The 16,116-nt window shown below is 69.7% G+C and carries 16 protein-coding genes; 10 read left to right on the top strand and 6 right to left on the bottom strand.

Annotated features, from left to right (window positions below; translation table 11 throughout):
- The first annotated feature begins 82 nt into the window (after positions 1-82).
- Positions 83-769, top strand: coding sequence for an SDR family oxidoreductase (locus tag JMV16_RS17215; protein WP_201495521.1), 687 nt, complete (start codon positions 83-85; stop codon positions 767-769).
- Positions 770-787: 18 nt separating this feature from the next.
- On the opposite strand, the gene JMV16_RS17210 is transcribed toward JMV16_RS17215, so the two are convergent.
- From JMV16_RS17210 to JMV16_RS17200, 3 genes are read right to left on the bottom strand one after another with little or no spacing between them, the layout of a single operon-like run.
- Complete coding sequence (locus JMV16_RS17210) at positions 788-1,540, bottom strand: SDR family oxidoreductase (RefSeq protein WP_201495520.1); 753 nt, start codon at positions 1,538-1,540, stop codon at positions 788-790.
- Positions 1,537-2,571 (bottom strand): D-erythronate dehydrogenase, encoded by a 1,035-nt coding sequence (gene denD, locus JMV16_RS17205; protein ID WP_201495519.1) that lies wholly within the window; start codon positions 2,569-2,571, stop codon positions 1,537-1,539. Before denD ends, JMV16_RS17210 begins: the two co-directional genes overlap by 4 nt.
- Before the next feature lie 37 nt (positions 2,572-2,608).
- Positions 2,609-3,376 carry a FadR/GntR family transcriptional regulator gene (locus tag JMV16_RS17200; RefSeq protein ID WP_201495518.1) on the bottom strand — a complete coding sequence of 256 codons (768 nt, stop codon included), beginning with the start codon at positions 3,374-3,376 and terminating at the stop codon, positions 2,609-2,611.
- 117 nt (positions 3,377-3,493) lie between these two features.
- On the opposite strand from JMV16_RS17200, the gene JMV16_RS17195 reads away from it, so the two are divergent.
- The 8 genes from JMV16_RS17195 to JMV16_RS17160 all read left to right on the top strand — a co-directional run bounded on the left by JMV16_RS17195 (position 3,494) and on the right by JMV16_RS17160 (position 12,552).
- Positions 3,494-4,567, top strand: a complete 1,074-nt coding sequence (locus JMV16_RS17195) for an ABC transporter ATP-binding protein (protein WP_201495517.1) — start codon at positions 3,494-3,496, stop codon at positions 4,565-4,567.
- Between the two features lie 29 nt (positions 4,568-4,596).
- Positions 4,597-5,925, top strand: coding sequence for an ABC transporter substrate-binding protein (locus tag JMV16_RS17190; protein ID WP_201495516.1), 1,329 nt, complete (start codon positions 4,597-4,599; stop codon positions 5,923-5,925).
- Between the two features lie 71 nt (positions 5,926-5,996).
- Complete coding sequence (locus JMV16_RS17185; RefSeq protein WP_201495515.1) at positions 5,997-6,899, top strand: carbohydrate ABC transporter permease; 903 nt, start codon at positions 5,997-5,999, stop codon at positions 6,897-6,899.
- Positions 6,896-7,780, top strand: coding sequence for a carbohydrate ABC transporter permease (locus tag JMV16_RS17180; protein WP_236580567.1), 885 nt, complete (start codon positions 6,896-6,898; stop codon positions 7,778-7,780). The genes JMV16_RS17185 and JMV16_RS17180 overlap by 4 nt, the downstream gene beginning before the upstream one ends.
- Before the next feature lie 106 nt (positions 7,781-7,886).
- Positions 7,887-8,267 carry a DUF2946 domain-containing protein gene (locus JMV16_RS17175; protein WP_201495514.1) on the top strand — a complete coding sequence of 127 codons (381 nt, stop codon included), beginning with the start codon at positions 7,887-7,889 and terminating at the stop codon, positions 8,265-8,267.
- Between the two features lie 121 nt (positions 8,268-8,388).
- The gene (locus JMV16_RS17170) at positions 8,389-10,782 is read left to right on the top strand and encodes a TonB-dependent receptor (protein WP_201495513.1); all 2,394 of its coding nucleotides are present in this window, start codon (positions 8,389-8,391) and stop codon (positions 10,780-10,782) included.
- A 14-nt stretch (positions 10,783-10,796) separates the two neighbouring features.
- Positions 10,797-12,065: a sialidase family protein gene (locus JMV16_RS17165; protein WP_236580566.1), complete on the top strand. Its 1,269-nt coding sequence runs from the start codon at positions 10,797-10,799 to the stop codon at positions 12,063-12,065.
- Positions 12,046-12,552 (top strand): hypothetical protein, encoded by a 507-nt coding sequence (locus tag JMV16_RS17160; protein WP_201495512.1) that lies wholly within the window; start codon positions 12,046-12,048, stop codon positions 12,550-12,552. The genes JMV16_RS17165 and JMV16_RS17160 overlap by 20 nt, the downstream gene beginning before the upstream one ends.
- On the opposite strand, the gene JMV16_RS17155 is transcribed toward JMV16_RS17160, so the two are convergent.
- The 3 genes from JMV16_RS17155 to JMV16_RS17145 are packed head-to-tail and all read right to left on the bottom strand — an operon-like array spanning position 12,527 to position 14,197.
- Complete coding sequence (locus JMV16_RS17155) at positions 12,527-13,300, bottom strand: FadR/GntR family transcriptional regulator (RefSeq protein ID WP_201495511.1); 774 nt, start codon at positions 13,298-13,300, stop codon at positions 12,527-12,529. The genes JMV16_RS17160 and JMV16_RS17155 overlap by 26 nt on opposite strands.
- Entirely contained in the window at positions 13,297-13,677 is a 381-nt protein-coding gene (locus JMV16_RS17150; RefSeq protein ID WP_201495510.1) for a hypothetical protein, read from the bottom strand. Before JMV16_RS17150 ends, JMV16_RS17155 begins: the two co-directional genes overlap by 4 nt.
- A gap of 37 nt (positions 13,678-13,714) precedes the next feature.
- Complete coding sequence (locus JMV16_RS17145) at positions 13,715-14,197, bottom strand: shikimate kinase (protein ID WP_201495509.1); 483 nt, start codon at positions 14,195-14,197, stop codon at positions 13,715-13,717.
- Positions 14,198-14,351: 154 nt separating this feature from the next.
- Between JMV16_RS17145 and JMV16_RS17140 the strand changes: the two genes are divergently transcribed.
- Positions 14,352-16,088: an IlvD/Edd family dehydratase gene (locus JMV16_RS17140; protein ID WP_201495508.1), complete on the top strand. Its 1,737-nt coding sequence runs from the start codon at positions 14,352-14,354 to the stop codon at positions 16,086-16,088.
- The last annotated feature ends 28 nt before the right edge of the window (positions 16,089-16,116 follow it).

The raw sequence follows: 16,116 nt of genomic DNA, 5'->3' as shown, positions 1-16,116 counted from the left end.
AGGGGCTGCGCCGCGGTCAGCGCCCCGCCGCTCGCGGGCCAACTGACCACCAGACGATGAAATCGATCAGACGGAGTCAGCGATGATTTCCACCAGACTCGACGGCAAGCGGGTGCTGCTCACCCAGTCGGGCGACTTCATGGGGCCGGCCCTCAATGAAGTCTTCTCGCAACTAGGGGCGGAGGTGATCGCCGATCCGCGCGCCCTGGACGATGATCCGGCCTTGCCTGCCGCCGTTGTTGGCGCGGCCGGGCGGATCGATGTGCTGTTGATCCACCTCGCACTCCCCGCGCCGAGCACGCCGGCCGGCGAGATCAGCGATGCCGAGTGGCGCACCGTGTTCGCGCATCTGGTCGACCCGATGCCAAGGCTGGTGGCTGCGGTGCTGCCGCAGATGATCGAGCGCCGCAGTGGCCGCATTCTCGTGATGGGCAGCGCCGCGGCACTCCGGGGCCAGAAGCGCACCGGCAGCTACAGCGCCGCACGGGGCGCACAACTGGCCTATGTGCAGTCGGTCGCGCTGGAGTTGGTGCAGCACGGCATCCAGATCAATGCCATTGCACAGAACTTCGTCGCCAACCCCACCTACTACGGCGCGGAGGTCCAGGCCAACCCGCGGTTCCAGGAACGGCTGAAGCGGGAGGTGCCGCTGGGCAGGCTGGTGAGCGCCGAGGAGGACGCCCAGTTCGCCGCCTACCTGTGCAGCGACGCGGCCTCCTGCTTCGTCGGCCAGATCTTTCCAATCAGTGGCGGCTGGGCCAACCGTTGAGGCGGGATCGCCAACCGTTCAGTACGTCGCTCTCCCCCCCGTGATATCAAAAACCGCCCCGGTCGAAAACGAGCAATCCGCGCTGCACAGCCACGCCGCCATGGCCGCGATCTCCTCGACCTCGAGCAAGCGGCCCATCGGTATCTTGCCCAGCATGTAGGCGATGTGGGCCTCGGTCATCTGCTCGAACATCGCGGTGCGCGCCACCGCCGGGGTGATGGCGTTGACGAGCACGCCCTTGGTCGCGGTTTCCTTGGCCAGGCTCTTGGTCAGCGCAATCAGGCCGGCCTTGCTGGCGCTGTAGTGGCTGGCATTGGGATTGCCCTCTTTGCCGGCCACCGAGGCGATGTTGACGATGCGGCCGTAACTGCGCGCCACCATCGCAGGCGCGACATGGCGGCAGGTCAGGTAGGGCGCGATCAGATTGACCTCGATCACGCGCCGCCACACCACGGGGTCGAGTTCCCAGGTGGGCGCATTGCCGCCGGTGATGCCGGCGTTGTTGACGAGGATGTCGATCTGCCCGTCGATGCGCAGCGCGTTGGCCGTGGCGGCGGCGACGGCGGCATCGTCGGTGAGTTCGACGGCCTCGCCGCGCACCGGGCCCAGCGCTGACAAAGCGTCACAGGCCGCCTGCAGGCGCGCGGCGTCGATGTCCCAGATCAGCAGCCGCGCGCCCGAGGCCAGCAGGCGCTGGCCGATGGCCAGGCCTATGCCCTGGGCGCCGCCGGTGACAACCGCGACGCGGCCGTTCAGGTCGATCTGGTTCATGCCATGCCCCTCAATGCCGCCGGATTGCTGGCGGCGCAGTCTGCGATGTACTGGCGGATGATGTCCTCGAAGCTGGCCTCGGGCTGCAGGCCCAGGCCGGCGGCACGCGCCGCGCTGGCGCCGCGCGGCCAGTTGGCGACGATGCCGGCAATGCGCGCATCGGGCTGCGGCTTCACGCGCGCACGAACCGCGGAGCCGGCCACGGCCTGCAGCGCATCCAGCATCTGCTGCACCGTGACGTTCAGCGCCGGCAGGTTGAGCGCCAGCCGGCCGCCATAGGCCTCGCGGCTGGCTTCAAAGACGGCGATCAGGCCCTCGACCGTGCGCCGCGGCGACGACACCGGGTGCGAGACATCGGGTGCCACCGGCAGGATGGCCTCCTCGCCGGCCAGCGGCTCGCGGATGATGCCGCTGAAGAAGCTGCTGGCGGCACCATTGGGCCGGCCCGGCCTCACTGTCACCGTCATCAGCCGCGCCGAGCGGCCGTCGATGTAGCCCTTGCGCGTGTAGTCGGCCACCAGGTGCTCGCAGATCAGCTTGTGCGTGCCGTAGGAGGTCTGCGGCGCCGGCAACGTGTCGTCGGCCACCACCGCCGGCAACGGCACGGCCGGGTCGGGGCCGAACACCGCCACCGAGCTGGAGAAGACCAGGCGGGTCGGCGCCGCGCCGGCATGAGTGCCGGCATCAGCGCGGGCGCGCAGCGCATCGAGCAGCGCCCGCGTGCTGTCGAGGTTGGAGCGCAGGCCCAGCTCGAAATCGGCCTCGCACTCGCCCGACACCGCCGAGGCGAGGTGGAAGACGCCGTCGAAGCCCCCCCCTTCCCCTTCCTCGCGCAGCGCCGCGCACTGGGCCAGCAGCGGGCCGGTACGGGCCTGCACGCGGGCCTCGGCGGCGAGATCGGCAGGCGGCGCGAACTGGTCGGCCAGCACGATCTGCGCGATCTCGCGGCCGGCCAGCTGCCCGCGCGCCAGCAGCGTGCGCGCCAGCCGGGCGCCGACAAAGCCGGCACCGCCGGTGATGAGAATCTTCATGCGGGGATGTCCTTGCAGGGGATGGATAGAGGTGGTGTCAGGCGCGGCGCCGCGCCGGCGCTGGCGCCTCGAGCACGCCGCCGCGCTCGAGCCGGCGACGGCCGTGCAGCAGGTGGCGGGCGGCGGCGCGGCGGGCGGCGGCGGCGTCACCGGCGGCGATGGCGTCGACGATGAGGTGGTGCTCCTTGCGCACGGCCTCCATGAAGTCGAGCCGACGCGCCTCATTGCCGCGCGTGATGCGCATGCCCTCGCGCAGGTATTGCTCCAGAAAGCCCAGCAGCAGGCTGAACTGCGGGTTGCCGGTGGCCGAGGCAATGGCGCGGTGGAAGGCCATGTCTTCCTCCACGCCGTCGCGGCCGGCGGCCACCGCCACGTCCAATGCCGCCAGCGCGCGCTTGAGCCCGGTGACCTGGGTCTTGGTGGCGCGCGCCGCGGCCAGGCCGGCCATCGCGCCTTCGAGCACCTGGCGCACTTCCACCACATGTACCACGGCGTCGACCGAGTCGAGCACCGTGGGATCGAACTCCAGTGGCCGGTGCGGCGGCGGCTGGGCGACGTAGACGCCCGAGCCCTGGCGCGACAACAGCAGGCCGCGCGACTTGATGCGGTGTACCGCCTCGCGCACCACGCTGCGCGAGACGCCGTGCGCGGCCGCAAGCTGGGCCTCGGTGGGCAGGCGGTCGCCCGGCGCCAGTGCGCCATCGGCGATCTGCGCCGACAGCAGCGCGGCCAGCCGGTCGGCCAGCGTCTCGCGGCCGAGACGGCCGCCGGCGCGCACCGGGGCGGCGGGCGTGGAAGGGCTCATGTCATCAGGTTATCAGACAAGTTTTTGGGTCGACAAGGGGTTAGCCCGGTGGTGCGGGCGCCCGCCGCGCGGGTATCGTCCCGCCGGTCAAGTCCAGTCTGTCGGGAGCCCAGCCGCATGGCCAGCGTGTCGATTCAGCAGGTCAAGAAGCGCTTCGGCATGGTCGAGATCCTGCACGGCGTGGACATCGAGATCGCCGACGGCTCCTTCACCGTGCTCGTGGGCCCCAGCGGCTGCGGCAAGAGCACGCTGCTGCGCATGATTGCCGGGCTCGAGCAGATCAGCGACGGCGAAGTGCGCATCGGCGCGCGCCGCGTCAACGAGCTGGCACCCAAGCAGCGCGACATCGCGATGGTGTTCCAGAACTACGCGCTCTACCCGCACATGACGGTGCGCGACAACATGGCCTTCTCGCTGATGCTGGCCAAGCTCGACCCCGCCGCCATCGAGGCCAAGGTGGGCCGCGCCGCCGCCATCCTGGGCCTGAACGAGCTGCTGCAGCGCTACCCGCGCCAGCTCTCGGGCGGCCAGCGCCAGCGCGTCGCGATGGGCCGCGCCATCGTGCGCGATCCGCAGGTCTTTCTCTACGACGAGCCGCTGTCCAACCTCGACGCCAAACTGCGCGTGGCCATGCGCACCGAGCTGAAAGAGCTGCACCAGCGCCTGAAGACGACCTCGATCTACGTCACGCACGACCAGATCGAAGCCATGACCATGGGCGACCAGATCGTCGTCATGAAGGATGGCCGCATCGAGCAGAAAGGCAGCCCGCTCGAGTTGTACGACACGCCGGCCAATATGTTCGTGGCCGGCTTCATCGGCTCGCCGGCGATGAACTTCCTGCCCGGCACGCTGCGCCGCCGTGGCGGCGCGACCGAGGTCGAGCTCGCCGACGGCACGCGCCTGCCGGCGCCGCACGACAGCCTGGGCGCCGACGGCCAACCTGTGGTCTTCGGCACCCGGCCCGAGCATCTGGCGCTGACGGCCGAGGGCGGCATCGCCACCGAGGTGGCGGTGGTCGAGCCCACTGGCGCCGACACCTTCGTGGCCTGCCGTCACGCCGGCCGCGAACTGGCCGTGGTCTTCCGCGACCGCCAGTCCTTCGCGCCCGGCAGCACCATCAGGCTGCAGCCCGATCTGCGCCGGGCCCATCTTTTCGATGCCGGCAGCGGCCGGCGGCTCGCGGCGTGAGCCGCACCAGAAGACCCAAGGAGACATCGATGAACGAGATCAACCGCCGCCGCTTCCTCGAAGGCAGCGCTGGCCTGGCCGCCACTTCGGCGCTGGGCACGGCCGGCGCCATCTGGGCCCCGGCCGTCCATGCCCAGGGCCTGGCCTTCAAGCCCGAGAAGGGCGCCAAGCTGCGCGTGCTGCGCTGGAGCCGCTTCGTGCAGGGCGACATCGATGCCTACCTGGTGAACGTCAAGAAGTTCACCGAGAAAACCGGCATCGAGGTGCGCGTGGACAGCGAAGGCTGGGAAGACGTGCGCCCCAAGGCCGCGGTGGCGGCCAACACCGGCACCGGGCCCGACATCATCCTGTCGACCAACGACGACGCCAACCTCTACCCCGAGAAGCTGCTCGACGTCACCGACCTGGCCGAGTACCTGGGCAAGAAGTACGGCGGCTGGTACCCGGCGGTGGAGGCCTACCTCAAGCCTGACGGCAAGAAGTGGCTGGGCCTGGGCCTGGGCGCCGCCGGCTCCTACATGGTCTACCGCCAGAGCCACATCAAGGCCGCTGGCTTCGACGCCTTCCCGAAAGACACGACCGGCTTCCTCGCCCTGATGAAGGCGCTCAAGGACAAGGGCACGCCCGGCGGCATGGCGTTGGGCAACGCCACCGGCGACGGCCTGTGGTGCAACTGGCTGGTGTGGTCGCACGGCGGCATGCTGGTCGACCGCAACAACCGCGTCGTCATCGACAGCATCGAGACGCTGCGGGCGCTGGAATACGGCCGCGAGCTCTACGCCAACTTCGTGCCCGGCACGCTGAGCTGGCTGGACCCGAACAACAACAAGGCCTTCCTCGACGGCCAGGTGAGCGTCACCAACAACGGCATCAGCATCTACTACGCGGCCAAGAACTCCAAGGACGAGAAGGTCAATGCGCTGGCTGCTGACATCGGCCACGCCGCCTTCCCGGTGGGGCCGGTGGGCGCGCCGACCGAATCGCACCTGTTCTTCAACCAGATGGTGATGAAGTACACCAAGTACCCGCAGGCGGCGAAAGAGTTCCTGCGCTTCATGATGGAGAAGGAACAGTTCGAGCCCTGGCTCACCGGCGCCGGCGGCTACATCGCCCAGCCGCTGCGCGCCTACGAGAGCGCGCCGATCTGGACCGTCGACCCCAAGCACACGCCCTACCGCGACGGCGTCAAGAGCATGCGGCCGGCCGGCTATGCCGGCAAGCTGGGCTATGCCTCGGCGGGCGCGGCGGCCGACTTCATCATGGTCAACATGGTGGCCGAGGCGGTGAGCGGTTCCAAGTCGCCCAAGGAAGCGATGGAACGCGCGCAGAAGCGGGCCGAGCGCTACTACAAGGTCTGAGCCCCCGCGGCGCTGCCGGCCCGGTGCAAGCCGGTGCCGCGGCGCCCCTTCGATGAACAGCCGCCAACCCCATGCTTGAAAAGCTGCAGAACAACAAGAACGCGCTCGGGCTGCTCTTCATGCTGCCGGCGGCGGCCTTCCTGCTGCTCTTCCTGACCTACCCGCTGGGCCTGGGCACCTGGCTGGGCTTCACCGATGCGCGCCTGGGCCGCGCCGGCGAATGGGTGGGGCTGGACAACTACGCCTTCCTGATGGGCGACAGCGTCACGCGGTTGGCGCTGTTCAACACGCTTTTCTACACCACGGTGGCGAGCGTGCTGAAGTTCGGCCTCGGCCTCTGGCTGGCCCTGCTGCTCAACCGCAACCTGCGCTTCAAGACCTTCTTCCGCGCCGTCATCCTGCTGCCCTACATCGTGCCGACGGCGCTCTCGGCCATTGCCTTCTGGTGGATCTACGACTCGCAGTTCTCCATCGTCTCCTGGATGCTGGTGAAAATGGGCCTCATCGACACCTACATCGATTTCCTGGGCGACCCCTGGAACGCCCGCCTGGCCACCATCTTCGCCAATGTCTGGCGCGGCGTGCCTTTCGTCGCCATCACGCTGCTGGCCGGGCTGCAGACCATCTCGCCCTCGTTCTACGAGGCCTCGGCCATCGACGGCGCCACGCCCTGGCAGCAGTTCCGCCACGTCACCCTGCCGCTGCTGACGCCCATCATCGCGGTGGTGATGACGTTCTCGGTGCTCTTCACCTTCACCGATTTCCAGCTCATCTACGTGCTCACGCGCGGCGGGCCGCTCAATGCCACGCACTTGATGGCCACGCTGAGCTTCCAGCGCGCCATCAACGGCGGCGCGCTCGGCGAGGGCGCGGCCATCGCCATCGCCATGGTGCCCTTCCTGCTGGCGGCCATCATGTTCAGCTTCTTCGGCCTGCAGCGCCGCGCCTGGCAACAGGGAGGCAAGGACGAATGAGCGCCAGCGCCTCCAGCAAGGACGACGGCAGCCAGGGCATGGGCTTCCTGGAGACGCGGCGGCGCAAGATCGTCACCACCTATGTGCCGCTGGCCGTCTTCCTGTTCGTGCTGCTCTTCCCCTTCTACTGGATGGTCATCACCTCGGTGAAGCCCGACAAGGAACTGCTGTCGCGCGACGGCAATCCCTTCTGGGTGATCGAGCCGACGCTGGCCCACTTCAAGAAGCTGCTCTTCGACACCGCCTACCCCGAATGGCTGTGGAACACCGTGCTGGTGTCGGTGGTGTCCACCTTCGCCTCGCTGGTGGCCAGCGTGCTGGCCGCCTACGCCATCGAGCGGCTGCGCTTTCGCGGCGCCAAGCAGACCGGCCTGGCCATCTTCCTGGCCTACCTGGTGCCGCCGTCCATCCTCTTCATCCCGCTGGCCGCCATCGTCACCAACCTGGGCCTGGCCGACACGCGCTGGGCGCTGATCCTCACCTACCCGACCTTCCTCATTCCCTTCAGCACCTGGCTGCTGATGGGCTACTTCCGCTCCATCCCCTTCGAGCTGGAGGAATGCGCGCTGATCGATGGCGCCACGCGCTGGCAGATCCTGGTCAAGATCGTGCTGCCGCTGGCCGTGCCGGGGCTCATCTCCGCCGGCATCTTCGCCTTCACGCTGAGCTGGAACGAGTTCATCTACGCCCTCACCTTCATCTCCTCGTCGGAGAACAAGACGGTGCCGGTGGGCGTGGTGACCGAACTGGTCGAAGGCGACGTCTACCACTGGGGGCCGCTGATGGCCGGCGCGCTGCTGGGCTCGCTGCCGGTGGCCTTCGTCTACTCGTTCTTCGTCGAGTACTACGTGTCGGGCCTCACCGGTTCGGTCAAGGAATAGCGCACCCACCCTGCCTGCGGGGTGCCCGGACAGCGCGCCCGCAGTAGGCGAGTAATTCACGCTGGCGGTGCGCGGCGGTCCATCCTCGCTCCCTAGAATCGCCGCCATGCACGGGCTGCGGCGCCATCGAATCCCCACCACCTGGTTGACCCTGGTCATCCTGGTGCTGGCGACGTTGGCGCCGGGCCTCTCGCGCGCAATCGCCTTTGCGGGCGGCGATGGGGGCATGGCAGGCCTGCACTGCCTGATGGCACCCGAGGCCATGGGCGACGGGCAGGCCACGCCCGCCCAGACCGCCGCCGGCGTGCTCGATCACTGCCCCTTGTGCATGGTGCGCGGCGACAGCCCCGCGCCCCCGCCCACGGCCCTGCTCCTGCCCGACGGCCAGGGCCTCACGCAAGCGGCACCGGCCACGGTGGCGCTCACGCCCCGCTTCGTCCTTGCCTGGCGCGGCGCCCAGCCGCGCGCCCCTCCTGCCTTGACCTGACCCCGCCCGTCGCCGCCGGCCCAGTGCCTGCGGCCCCGCCCTGGTCAGTGCCGCCCCTTGCTCCGCGCAAAAGGGGCGGCGGCACGCGATAGCGCGTGCCGTCATCGAAGGAAGTTCACTCATGTCCGCCCCCATTCCTGCCCGGCTCAGCGCCGTGGCCCTGGCCTGCCTGTGTGCAGGCGCCAGCCCCGCCCTCCTGGCCGCCGAGGCCGATGCCGACATCCAGGCCATCGACGGCGTCGTCGTCGTCACCGGCCAGCGCGAGAGCCGCCTGCCCGCCGCACTGGCGCCCGTGGCGGCCACGGTCGAATCGCTGACCGCCACCCAGATCGAGAAAAGCATCAACACCGTCACCACGGCCGGTGCGCTGCAGTACCTGCCCAGCATGCATGTGCGCGAGCGCTACATCGGCGACCGCAACGGCGTGCTGGTGATGCGCGTCAACAGTTCCATCGCCAGCGCTCAGACCACGGTCTATGCCGATGGCCTGCTGCTGTCCAACTTCCTCGCCAACAGCTTCAGCACCGCGCCGCGCTGGGGCCTGGTGGCGCCCGAGGAGATCGAGCGGATCGACACCATCTACGGCCCCTTCTCGGCGCTCTACCCCGGCAATTCGGCCGGCGGCGTGGTCTACATGACCACGCGCCTGCCGCAAAAGTTCGAGGCCCATGTGCGCCTGGACGCCTTCGGCCAGCGCTTCCAGGAGTACGGCAGCAACGCCAGCTTCGAGGGCAACCACGCCAGCGCCTCGCTGGGCGATGCGGTGGGAGATTTCGCCTACTGGGTCTCGCTGGACCACCTGGACAACCGCGGTCATCCGCAGACCTTCGGCAACACCACGGCCAAGACCGGCGCCCCGGCCGCCGCAGGCACGTTCACCGACGTCAGCGGCTCGCAGGTCTACCGCGACATCGACACCGCAGGCCGGCCGCGCATCATGGTCAGTTCAACCGGCATCGACCACACGGCGCAGGACCTGACCAAGCTCAAGCTGGCCTGGCGCCCCAGGCCAGGTCTCAGCGCCAGCTACACGCTGGGCCTGTGGCAGAACAAGTCCGACACCACGGTCGACAGCTATCTGCGCGACGCCAGCGGGCGCACGGTTTTCAACGCTGGCGCCAGCCTGGCCAATCCCTTCAAGTTCGTGCGCATCGATGGCCAGGACTACACCGTCTCGGCCGCCGCACCCAGCCGCAGCGAGAGCGAGCACTGGATGCACGGCCTTTCGCTCAGGGCCAAGCACGGCGCCTGGGACTGGGACCTGATCGCAAGCCTCTACGACCAGAAGAAGGACGTCACGCGCAGCGCCACGCCCGCCAACGGCTATGACACCGGACTGGCCGAGTTGCACCCCGGCGGCCAGCTGACCCTGGCCGATGGCACGGGCTGGAGCAACCTCGACCTGCGCGGCCAGTGGCAGGGCAGCGAAGGCGGCATCGCCGGTGCGCACCGCATCAGCTTCGGCCTGCACCACGACCGCTACGAGCTGGCCTCGGTGACCACGGTCGTGAGCGACTGGCTGGCAGGCGACGGCGGCACACTCAACACCAACTCCTACGGCAAGACGCAGACCCAGGCGCTGTACCTGCAGGACGAGTGGAAGTTCGCCCCCGACTGGACCCTGGTGGCGGGCGGACGCTTCGAATCCTGGAAGGCCTTCGGCGGCAGCAACTTCAATGCCGCCAACGCCGCGCCCAACCCCAAGAACCTGGTCTACGGCGATCGCGAGCAGAGCGATTTCTCGCCCAAACTGCACCTGGGATGGCAGGCGCAGGAAGGTCTGGCGCTGACCGCCTCGGTGGGCAAGGGCGTGCGCTACCCGACCGTGAACGAGATGTTCCAGACCTTCAACGGCCCCGGCGGCATCCGCACCAACGACCCCCATCTCAAACCCGAGCAGGTGGTGTCCTGGGAACTGGTGGCCAAGCAGGAGTTGGGGCGCAGCCTGCTGCGCGCCTCGCTGTTCCACGAGGACAAGCGCGACGCACTGATCTCGCAGACCGACACCACGGTCACGCCCAACATCAGCAGCATCCAGAACGTCGACAAGGTGCGCACCGACGGCATCGAACTGGCCTGGAACCTGCGCGATGTGGTGCGGCGCGGCTTCGACCTCGATGGCAGCGTCACCTACACGCACTCCCAGATCGTGCGCGACAGCCGCAACCCGGCGCTCGAAGGCAGCCGGCAGCCGCGCATTCCCGACTGGCGCGCCACCCTGGTCGGCACCTGGCACGCCAGCGAAGCCCTCAGCCTGAGCGCCAGCTTCCGCTACAGCGGCCGCCAGCACGCGCAGTTGCTCAACACCACCACCGGGCGGTACAACGACCCCAACCCCAATGTCTATGGCGCCGTCAGCAGCTACCGCGTCTTCGACGCCAAGGCGCTGTACCGCATCACGCCGCAATGGAGCGCCTCGCTGGGCATCAACAACATCGGCAACTACCGCTACTACGTCAACCCCAACCCCTACCCGCAGCGCACCTGGTTCGCGGGACTGAAGTACGACCTGTGAACGGAAGGCCCGCCATGAAGACCCTCTCGCGAAGGCAGTTCGGCGCTCTGTTCGCAGCCTGCTCCCTGGCGCTGGCCCTGCCAGTTGCACAGGCCCAGCACCAGGCGCCCGGCGCGGCGAAAAAGCGCCCGCCCCCGCTGGCCATGGGAGCCGCCTTCGCCCCCGGCGGCGAACTCTGGATCGCGGCGCTGGACGAGCACAAGCACCTCTTCGTCCAGACCAGCGCCGACGAGGGCCGCAGTTGGTCCCCCCCGCGGCGGCTGGACACTGGCAGCGACACCATCGTCGCCGACGGCGAGAACCGGCCCAAGCTGGCCTTCGGGCCGCAGGGCCGCGTCGTCATCGCCTACACCGAGCCGCTGGCCAAACCGTACACCGGGCGCATCCGAATGCTGCGCTCCGACGACGGCGGACGCAGCTTCTCGGCGCCGTTCACGGTGCACCGCGACCCGCAGATCATTACCCACCGCTTCGAGTCGGTGGGCTTCGACGCCCAGGGCACGCTGCACACGGTGTGGATAGACAAGCGCGACCTCGAGGCGCGCATCGAGGCCGCGGCAAGGGCAGCGCCCGCCGCCCCGGCGGCCTCGGCGGCCTCCGGCGCCGGCCATCGCCACAAGCCCAAGGTCGACTACCGCGGCGCCGCCATCTACCGCAATGAATCGCGCGATGGCGGCCAGACCTTCGGCCCCGACATCAAGCTCGCCGACCACAGCTGCGAGTGCTGCCGCATCGCGCTGGCGCCCACGCCCGAGGGCTCGTTGGCTGCCCTTTGGCGCCACGTCTACGCCCCCAACGAGCGTGACCACGGCTTTGCCGTCCTCAGCGCACCGCCGCGGGCCGAGCCGGTGCGCGCCACGCTGGACCACTGGGCCATCGACGCCTGCCCCCACCATGGCCCCGGCCTCACCCCGGCCGCTGGCGGCGGCTACCACGCCGTGTGGTTCGGCATCCGCGACGGCCAGGCAGCCGTGCGCTACGGCCAGCTGGCGGGCGACGGCACGCCGCGCGGCGAGGTGAGGCCGCTGCCCGACGAGAGCGCCGAGCACGCGGCGGTGGCCAGTGCCGGCAATGTGGTGGCCATCAGCTGGCGCAGCTTCGACGGCCAGGCCACGCGCTGGCGCGCCTGGGTTTCGCAGGACGACGGCCGCAGCTTTGCGCTGCGCGAGCTGGGCCGCAGCAGCGACGACAACGACCACCCGCTGCTAGCCCGGCGCGGCCCGCAGATCCTCGCGCTCTGGCGCACCACACAAGGAGTCCGCGTTGAACGCCTGGTCCCGTAAGTTCACGGCCTTGATTGCCACCCTCGCCTGCACAGCGGCCCTGGCCGCGGGCGGCCGCAGCGTCGAGGCCTTCGACCGCGACACCTGGCGTGGCTTGAAGTCCGGGCTCGCCAAGCCGGCGGTGGTGGTGTTCTCGGCCACCTGGTGCCCCAACTGCCCGGGCGTCATCAACGATCTCGCCGCGCAGCTGCGCCAGCGCAAGCTCGACGCCACGCTGATGGCGGTGGTCACCGACGTCGCGCCGGGCGAGCAGGACGAGGCCTTGTTGCACGACAAGCACTACCAGAACGTGAGCCGCCTTTTCGCCTTCGACGGCCAGGCGCCGGCGCTGCGCCACGGCGTCGACCCCAGCTGGCGCGGCGTCGTGCCCTACGTCGTCTTTCTCTCGGCCACCGGCGCGCCGCCCATCGTGGTGACCGGCACGCCCGACGCCAAGGCGGTGGACGCCTGGGCCAAGGGCTTCAAGCCCGCTCGATCCTCGCCTTAGGCCGTGCCTTCAGCCGCGCCGCCGGCGCCTGCAGCGAAGGCAGGCGGCGCCGCGGCGAGGCCAGCACGGCCTCGATGTCGGCCTGGGCACCGGCGATCAGCACCAGGCAGGCGCGTTCGGCCGCCGCCGGCTTGCCGGCCCGCACCGCATCGAGCACGGCGCGGTGCAGTGGCAGCGACGAGGCCGGCGCATCGGCGCGCCGGGTCGAGATCTCGAAGCTGGTGCGCAGCAGCGCGCCCAGAGCCTGGCCCATCTGCACCAGCATGCGGTTGTGGCTGGCTCGCAGCAGGCCCTGGTGGAAGCGCAGGTCGTGGGCGACATAGTCGCCGCCCTGCGTGATGGCCTGGCGCATGCCGTCCCAGGCGGCCTCGATCTCGGCCAGGTCGGCCGGCGTGGCGCGCTCGGCCGCCAGGCGCGCGCCGGCCGGCTCGACGACGCGGCGCAGCTCCTGCAGGTCGCGCAGGAACTCGCGCGACAAGCCCTTGCGCGATTTCCAGCGCACCACGTCGGCGTCGAACCAGTTCCAGTGCGCCTCGGGCAGCACGCGCGTGCCCAGTTTGGGGCCGGTGACGAGCAGGCCCTTGGCCGCCAGCGACTTGACGGCCTCGCGCACCACGGTGCGGCTCACGCCCAGTTCCCCGCCCAGCAGCGGCTCGGGCGGTATCGCCAGGCCGGCGGGATAGCGGCCGTCGACGATGGCCTCGCCCAGCCGGTCCAGCGTCTGGCCGAGGACGTTCCTGGCCGTCATCCGCGCACGAAGAGCGTGATCAGGGGCTCATCGCCCACCTGCCGGCTCCAGTGGCCGTGTACCGCGGGGTCGAAGGCGGCGCCGGCCGGCAGCAGATCGGCCGAGTAGAAGTGCTGGCCGGCGCCGAAAACGCGCGAGCCACCGCCCTGCAGGCCGATCTCCATCTGGCCGCCCAGGATGAACACCCATTGCGGCACCTCGGTGCAATGGAATTCGCTGCGAAAGCCCACCGGGCTCATGCGGAGCTGGTAGCCGCCGCTCGCGGCCAGCGGGGACAAACGGGCCTGCGGCTTGCCCTCGGTGAGCGGCACGCACTCTTCGCGAAAGCTCGCGCGGCCGTCGTCGGCGGTATAGAGCACGACCTTGGTGAACTCCATGGGCTCGTCCTGTGCTGAGGGCGCAGATGCGCCCGCCTCAAGTATCGAACACGCCCAGACGGCGCAGCACCTCGCCCACGATGAGCTCGGGCGTGCGCGCCACCTGCACCACCAGCGCGTGCTCGTCGGCCTGCGGCAGCTCGAAGGCCTCGAGCTGGCGCGGCAGCTCGGCCGCCGCCAGGCCGGGGCTGTCGCGGTGGCGCGCACGCTCGGCCAGGCAGGCGGCGTCGCCATGCAGGTGTACCAGGCGCAGCCCTGGCGCGGCGCGGCGCAGGCGGTCGCGGTCGCGGCGCTTCAGGGCCGTGCAGCCGAGCACGGCACCGCCCCCATCGAGCTCGGCCGCCAGGGCCTCGAGGCGGGCGGCACCATCGGTGGCGGGCGGCATGTCGTCGCAGTCGACGAAGCGCAGGCCCAGGCGGATGGCAAGCAGCCGGCCTATGGTGCTCTTGCCGCTGCCGCTGGGGCCCATCACGACGATGTGCAGCGGCAGCGCTGGCGTGGCGTGGCCATTCAGGCCCATGGCTGCAGCCTCGTACTCGAACTCGGAAGCGGGTGGACCAAGGCGCTGGCTCCTTAGGGCTTGCACGGCTGCGGGTCTCAATCGTCATACCATACTATGCGCGGCCGACCCGGCGGCGCCACCGGGAAATCCTTCATCCTCCCAGGCTCGCCCCATGACCGACACGCCCCGCAAGAAGCCGCAGGATCTGCGCAGCCAGCAATGGTTCGGCCGGCAAGACCGCGACGGCTTCGCCTACCGCAGCTGGGTCAAGGGCAAGGGCGTGCCGCACGACCAGTTCGACGGCCGCCCGGTGATCGGCATCTGCAACACCTACAGCGAACTCACACCCTGCAACAGCCATTTCCGCACCTTGGCCGAGCAGGTGAAGATGGGCGTGCTCGAGGCCGGCGGATTTCCGCTCGAGTTTCCGGTGATGAGCCTGGGCGAGACCCTGCTGCGCCCGACCGCCATGCTCTACCGCAACCTCGCCAGCATGGACGTCGAGGAAAGCATTCGCGGCAACCCCATCGACGGCGTGGTGCTGCTCATGGGCTGCGACAAGACCACGCCCTCGCTGCTGATGGGTGCGGCCAGTGTCGACCTGCCCACCATCGGCGTGAGCGGCGGCCCCATGCTCAACGGCAAGTGGCGTGGCCAGGAACTGGGCTCGGGCACGGGCCTGTGGCAGATGAGCGAGCAGGTGCGCGCCGGCACGCTCAAGCTGGCCGATTTCTTCGAGGCCGAGAGCTGCATGCACCGCAGCCACGGCCACTGCATGACCATGGGCACGGCCAGCACCATGGCCTGCATGGTCGAAGCGTTGGGCGTGGGCCTGCCCGGCAATGCCGCCTACCCGGCGGTGGATGGCCGCCGCAACGTCATCGCGCGCCAGGCCGGCCGCCGTGCGGTGGAGATGGTGCATACCGACCAGAAGCTCTCGTCCATCCTCACGCGCGAGGCCTTCGAGAACGCCATCCGCACGCTGGCGGCCATCGGCGGCAGCACCAATGCCGTCATTCACCTGATTGCCATCGCCGGCCGCCTGGGCCTGCCACTTTCCATCGACGACTTTGATCGCCTGGCGAGTGAGCTGCCCTGCCTGGTCAACCTGCAGCCCAGCGGCGAGCACCTGATGGAAGACTTCTGCTACGCCGGTGGCCTGCCCGCGGTGATGAAGGCCATCGCCCCGGTGCTGCACCTGGGCGCGGTCACGGCCAATGGCCGCACCGTCGGCGAGAACGTCGCCGCGGCCGAGAACTTCGATCCGCGCGTCATCAAGACGATGGCCGAGCCCTTCAAGGCCCGGGCCGGCATCGCCGTGCTGCGCGGCAACCTGGCGCCGCGCGGCGCCGTCATCAAGCCCAGCGCGGCGACACCGGCGCTGATGCAGCACACGGGCCGCGCCGTCGTCTTCGAGGACAGCGACGACTTCCACCGCCGCATCGACGACGAGAACCTGGATGTCGATGCGACTTGCGTGCTGGTGCTCAAGAACTGCGGTCCCAAGGGCTACCCTGGCATGGCCGAGGTCGGCAACATGCCGCTGCCGCCCAAGGTGCTGCGCCAGGGCGTGACCGACATGGTGCGCATCAGCGATGCCCGCATGAGCGGCACGGCCTACGGCACCGTGGTGCTGCACACCGCACCCGAGGCTGCGGCCGGCGGCCCGCTGGCCCTGGTGCAGAACGGCGACCTGATCACGCTGGACGTGGCCGGCCGCCGCCTGCACCTGCATGTGGACGAGGCCGAACTCGAGCGCCGCCGCGCCGCCTGGCAGGCGCCGCCGCCGGCCATGACGAGCGGCTACTGGAAGCTCTACATCGACCATGTGCTGCAGGCCGACGAGGGCGCCGACCTCGACTTCCTGCGCGGCAAGCGCGGGTCTACCGTGCCCAAGGACAACCACTGAAGAAGACGCGGGCCAGCGCCACAATATC

The sequence above is a fragment of the Rubrivivax sp. A210 genome (assembly GCF_904426505.1).
GTDB lineage: Bacteria > Pseudomonadota > Gammaproteobacteria > Burkholderiales > Burkholderiaceae_C > Rubrivivax.
Note: the sequence above shows the minus strand (reverse complement) of the source record. Positions and strands in the feature narration are given on the sequence as shown.

Coding starts and splice junctions, on each gene's coding strand:
- JMV16_RS17195 (WP_201495517.1), top strand. CDS start 3,494: ATGGCCAGCGTGTCGATTCAGCAGGTCAAGAAGCGCTTCGGCATGGTC.
- JMV16_RS17190 (WP_201495516.1), top strand. CDS start 4,597: ATGAACGAGATCAACCGCCGCCGCTTCCTCGAAGGCAGCGCTGGCCTG.
- JMV16_RS17215 (WP_201495521.1), top strand. CDS start 83: ATGATTTCCACCAGACTCGACGGCAAGCGGGTGCTGCTCACCCAGTCG.
- JMV16_RS17175 (WP_201495514.1), top strand. CDS start 7,887: ATGCACGGGCTGCGGCGCCATCGAATCCCCACCACCTGGTTGACCCTG.
- JMV16_RS17200 (WP_201495518.1), bottom strand. CDS start 3,376: ATGAGCCCTTCCACGCCCGCCGCCCCGGTGCGCGCCGGCGGCCGTCTC.
- JMV16_RS17155 (WP_201495511.1), bottom strand. CDS start 13,300: ATGACGGCCAGGAACGTCCTCGGCCAGACGCTGGACCGGCTGGGCGAG.
- JMV16_RS17145 (WP_201495509.1), bottom strand. CDS start 14,197: ATGGGCCTGAATGGCCACGCCACGCCAGCGCTGCCGCTGCACATCGTC.
- JMV16_RS17165 (WP_236580566.1), top strand. CDS start 10,797: ATGAAGACCCTCTCGCGAAGGCAGTTCGGCGCTCTGTTCGCAGCCTGC.
- JMV16_RS17170 (WP_201495513.1), top strand. CDS start 8,389: ATGTCCGCCCCCATTCCTGCCCGGCTCAGCGCCGTGGCCCTGGCCTGC.
- JMV16_RS17185 (WP_201495515.1), top strand. CDS start 5,997: ATGCTTGAAAAGCTGCAGAACAACAAGAACGCGCTCGGGCTGCTCTTC.
- denD (WP_201495519.1), bottom strand. CDS start 2,571: ATGAAGATTCTCATCACCGGCGGTGCCGGCTTTGTCGGCGCCCGGCTG.
- JMV16_RS17210 (WP_201495520.1), bottom strand. CDS start 1,540: ATGAACCAGATCGACCTGAACGGCCGCGTCGCGGTTGTCACCGGCGGC.
- JMV16_RS17180 (WP_236580567.1), top strand. CDS start 6,896: ATGAGCGCCAGCGCCTCCAGCAAGGACGACGGCAGCCAGGGCATGGGC.
- JMV16_RS17150 (WP_201495510.1), bottom strand. CDS start 13,677: ATGGAGTTCACCAAGGTCGTGCTCTATACCGCCGACGACGGCCGCGCG.
- JMV16_RS17140 (WP_201495508.1), top strand. CDS start 14,352: ATGACCGACACGCCCCGCAAGAAGCCGCAGGATCTGCGCAGCCAGCAA.